The sequence below is a fragment of the Moorena sp. SIO4E2 genome (assembly GCF_010671945.1).
Classification (GTDB): Bacteria; Cyanobacteriota; Cyanobacteriia; order Cyanobacteriales; family Coleofasciculaceae; genus Moorena; species Moorena producens.
In genome coordinates this window covers 1-4,448 of the sequence record NZ_JAAHIE010000562.1, presented here as the reverse complement: position 1 = coordinate 4,448, position 4,448 = coordinate 1, and the positions used below count along the sequence as shown (strand labels likewise).

Here is a 4,448-nt window from a genome sequence, read left to right as displayed (position 1 = left end):
CGCCCAAAAAAAGTTTGGTTATTTTGATAATAGCTAAAGAGCTACTCTTATTTAAATGAAACTGAAAGATTTCAGTAAATACGATTAGTTTAATTGCTGCATATGGGGAAGTTTATCTGCCCCATATGCTAGTGCTTTAGAAAGTCCAGGAGATCACAAAGTTTTCAGATATTCAATCAAGGCTTTCTTATCCTGTTCAGGTAAATCAGTGCCATAAATATGTCCTTGGTTACCGTTAGCTATAACGCTAGTATCGTATCTGAAACCCTCCTTCTCAGCATTTGCGCCCTCCGAGACAAAGCCGACTTCTTCGGGATCATAGACATCATATCCCCGGTAAAATACCTTCGTCCGGTTTTCAGGAGTTTCCAGTAAGTTTGTTAGATTAGGCACCGAACCATTATGGAGATAAGGAGCTCTTAGCCAAAGTCCATCAAGGGCTACTGCCACATAACCATTAGTCTTACGCAGGTAGTCAAAGTCCCATTCATAGTCTTCAGCGTACTCATTATAAGCATCAGCTGCTTCCTGAGTCCACATATCTAAGCGGTTGCGGTCAGTACCAATCTCATCGATCTCAATAACAGTTCCTGTCCGTTCTCCACCAAAAGCATGGCAGGATGCACAGGTATTGGCAAAAATCTCACTACCTTTTGCTGCCAATGTTTGATTAACCTCAAAAGGATATGGGGGAGGAGGTAATTCAGTAATATAATCTTCTACCCGCTTTAAACCTTCGATATTAATCGACTTCCTAGTAGCACCATCCCCGATTGCCCCAGTCTGGATGGTTTCCGTCAGTGACGTTTCTAAGCCATCCCAATGATAGGCAAATCCTTCATGCATCTTTTGATTCCAAAGGGGCATCATGTCGGAGTTGTCAACAGAATCATCTAGAGGCTGATCTAAGTATCGAAACTTAACAGGGTTGAACGGAGAGATCCGACCAGGTCCCCAGTCGGGACGGGAATCCATCCAAGCATATTCTTCCCCAAGTTCCAGAATTGATTTCCTAGTTTGAGGAATAATTACATAGCGATAAAGTAGTTTATCAAACCAAGAAAGTTCATAATTATATCCAATTTCTCCAAGAATATAGTCCGCTGTAAATCGTGGATCATTGCCACAAGCTTGCAGAAATCGGAGGTAGCCTTGAGAATCAAACTTATTTGACGGCCCTGCTGCAATAATCGTGGGTTTATCTTTAGGAGTTTTGCGAAATGTAGCCGTATGACAAGCAGCACAAGTTATGCCCTGACGGGGAAAACCAATAGTTTTTTTAGAAAAGCCAATGGGCAATTCTTTCCCCTCTTCCCAAGTAATTCCCAAAGATGTATAACCCCCCGGTCCTGGGAGTTTGTCAGGAAATATCCGGGGAAGCACCAGCCAAATTAAATACGGTACACCTTCAGCATTTTCTGTGCCAATGGAACCATATTTGAAGTGTTCTTCTGGCGACTCATAATCGTAATAGGTGGGAGGATTGGGGTCTTCTCGAAATAGGTTGTACCATCCCACATAGGCTACAACTCCAGCCAGCAGTAAAATACTAATCACAATCGTTATTAGTATTTTCCCTAATTTCGTCTTCACCATTTCCATAACGTTATTTTTCTCCCTACTGCTAGATAGTGCTGAGTGCAGTGCTAGGTGATAAGTCTCACTATTACCGAAAAGTTAGGATAATCCCTTGGCTGTTTCTGAAATAAGGGGTTGTCCAGTTTGCAGGGCAAGGAATAATAGAATTCCTTGGATAACTGCGAAGACAAGGTCAACCAAAGCGATACTCAGAAATCCCAGATCTTGACCAAATAACAAGACAGCCGTTATAAAAAACGTAGCTCCACCACCTCGTGTGACCAATATCGACATCCAAGCTGTTGCTTTATAGCGATAGGGATCAATGGCACCAGGAATGTATAAAATACTGATTTCCAGCAACAGCAACCCTGCAGCACGTACCCAGATAATCGGCACTGGAATTTGCATTTTTAATAACGAAAGCATGACTTCTGGGAAGAACAATAAGGGAATGACAAAAAACACCACATTGATAATGATGCCAAGCCATACCACACGACCAAACCATTTAGCGTAAGTGTTCATTTTACCTCTTGCTTGAATCTGTTGTTGTAATCTCTTTGTTTAATGTATTGGTTTATTTTTGTTGTCCATAATTGTTGACATTTATCCCTTACTAAAGAGTCTTCATGTACTCTACTAAGGCATCTTTTGCTTCTGGAGAGAGGTCAGTTCCATACAGGTGACCACTCTTTAAATTGCCAGGAATTGTTGTATCAATCTTAAAGAATTCCTTGGTATTATCCTCGGCTACATCGGAAACAAAACCAACCTTTTGCTGATCGAAAACATCATCACCTCGATAGAATTCTTTGGGTCGGTTTTCGGGGGTTTCTAACAAGTCTCTGAGAGTTGGTACTGAACCATTGTGTAAATAGGGAGCTCGTAGCCAAACTCCATCTAGGGGCACATTGGCATAGCCATTGGTCTTGCGGAAATGTTTGAAACGCCGTGGCGTGCCGACAAAGAGGGTATTTTGATTAGAAAGCAGTTCATAGGTGTAGGAATCCAGGCGATATCGGTCTGTACCAATTTCTTCAATAGGTGTTACCTTGCCAACCTTTGAACCACCAAAAGCATGGCAGCTGGCGCAGTTGTTTTCATAAATTGGCTTACCCACTGCTGCCAAATTCTGGTTAATCTCATAGGGATAGGGCGGGGGTGGTAATTCCCACAGCCAATCAGCAACCCGTTGAATCCCATCCAAATCTACCGTGGTTGGTGTGACCCCTGCACCCAAAGCAGCGCTCAGGTTCCGCTCATCCACCGAGTCGTTATCACCATCCCAGTGCAACTGCAAACCCTCACGAGGCTTCTGATTCCAGATGGAGGGAAAATCTGCACCACCAATCAGTTCATCAGGATCTAAGTGATCCATTGGGAAGCGAAATTGCAGGGATTTATAGGGATTAAAAGTATCCACCCGCCCAGGACCGCGATCAAGTTGGTTATCTAAAAAGGCGAGTAGGCTACCCTGAGCAATTAAAGCATCCCGAGTCTGGGGAATAACCAGGTAGCGATAAATCAATTTCTGGATCGGGTTGAACTTTTCCCCTTGGGCTGCAATCTCTGCCAAAATCCGGTCAGCGTTGAATCGTGGATCAAATGCTACTTCGGAGATTAACTTGATGTAGCCCGATAGATCGACCGTATTGGAAGGCATGGTGGTGATTACCCTGGGTGTACTATCGGGGGTATCTCGCACTGTACCAGCATGGCAGACTGCACAATTTAAACCAACACGGTCAACGAAAATCCGACGCTTTGAAAAGCCGATGGGTCTGTCTTGTCCTGGTTCATAGATAAAGCCTAATGAAGCATAACCCTCACCGGGTAGCTTATCTGGGAAAATTGCTGGCAGTACTTTCCAGATCCAGTAGGGAACTCCATTCACTGGCTCGCTGCCGATGGAACCATACTTAAAGTGGTCATTAATATCTGCATATCTAACTGGGGAGTTGGATATCAACGGCCAAGCTATCACTAGGGTGATGACCAGTACAACTCCGATAATAAGAAGCCAAAACCGCTTTAAGCTTTTGAAAGCACCCTTGAGTAGGGTTGGGTTTTCTGATTCACTCATAAGTTTCTTAGCTGTGATCTATAAAATAGTGCGTCAGTGTTCAGTGCTCAGTCCTGAGTAGATCAAGACTTACCCTTGTATCCAAAAATGAACGCCATTTGTAGGGGTACACAGCCGTGCCCCCTCAACCTATGTACCGTAACATCCTAACTCCTATAGAAAAAAGCGTTCGAGGAAAGCGATTAGCCCGAAGGGCTACGCTACGCGATCGCATTCTCTATAACATGTAAAGAAACAAAAATGTTTCTTACAAAAGGTTTTTATTCCTCGTTGTTTACCAATATAATTAAGAATTAGGAGAATGGCGGTGGATCAAATACAGTCATCACCTGTTCAATCATTTTGTCGTGGTCGTCATTATATCGGCGCACATCGTAGCAGCCTAGGGGGTTTTGTAGGGCATTGACCAAGCACTTGTTGCAGTAGGTGCAGGGTCGTTCTGGCAAGTCTTTTCCTTGCTGAAACTGCTGGACTAGGTCATTATTGGCAACCAGAGGACGGGCGATACTAACTGCATCACAGAATCCTTCACTAATCGCCTCACGGATGTAAGATGCTTGCTGAAAACCTCCCGTGCAGATGACTGGGATATTGACATGCTTTTTGATTTCCCGAGCATCACTGATGCTAATACCTTGGTATTTATCTAGGAGTTCCTGCATGGTTTGACTTGATACAAACTCCCGGAAGGAGTCGTCCAAGGCTTTATCCTGTACATCTTTGCCGATTATCGGCTGAGTCGAACCCTTTCTGTAAACTCGGTTCCACAAGAACAAGAAGATGG

Annotated in this window: 4 protein-coding genes; all 4 read right to left on the bottom strand. The window is 43.8% G+C overall.

The window, feature by feature from the left end; translation table 11 throughout:
* Positions 1–153: 153 nt before the first annotated feature.
* On the bottom strand, positions 154–1,602 hold the full coding sequence (locus F6K37_RS33025; RefSeq protein WP_502887795.1) for a c-type cytochrome: 1,449 nt from the start codon (positions 1,600–1,602) through the stop codon (positions 154–156).
* Between the two features lie 75 nt (positions 1,603–1,677).
* A complete protein-coding gene (locus F6K37_RS33020; RefSeq protein WP_287254884.1) occupies positions 1,678–2,106 on the bottom strand; it encodes a hypothetical protein in 429 nt (142 codons plus the stop codon).
* A gap of 91 nt (positions 2,107–2,197) precedes the next feature.
* Positions 2,198–3,664 carry a c-type cytochrome gene (locus tag F6K37_RS33015; RefSeq protein ID WP_287254882.1) on the bottom strand — a complete coding sequence of 489 codons (1,467 nt, stop codon included), beginning with the start codon at positions 3,662–3,664 and terminating at the stop codon, positions 2,198–2,200.
* A 293-nt stretch (positions 3,665–3,957) separates the two neighbouring features.
* Positions 3,958–4,448, bottom strand: a 491-nt coding sequence (locus tag F6K37_RS33010; protein WP_287254880.1) for an oxidoreductase, incomplete at its 5' end; no start/stop codon positions are given.

Excerpts from the sequence above, each read along its gene's own strand:
- F6K37_RS33020 (WP_287254884.1), bottom strand. The coding sequence starts at position 2,106 with ATGAACACTTACGCTAAATGGTTTGGTCGTGTGGTATGGCTTGGCATC.
- F6K37_RS33025 (WP_502887795.1), bottom strand. The coding sequence starts at position 1,602 with ATGGAAATGGTGAAGACGAAATTAGGGAAAATACTAATAACGATTGTG.
- F6K37_RS33015 (WP_287254882.1), bottom strand. The coding sequence starts at position 3,664 with ATGAGTGAATCAGAAAACCCAACCCTACTCAAGGGTGCTTTCAAAAGC.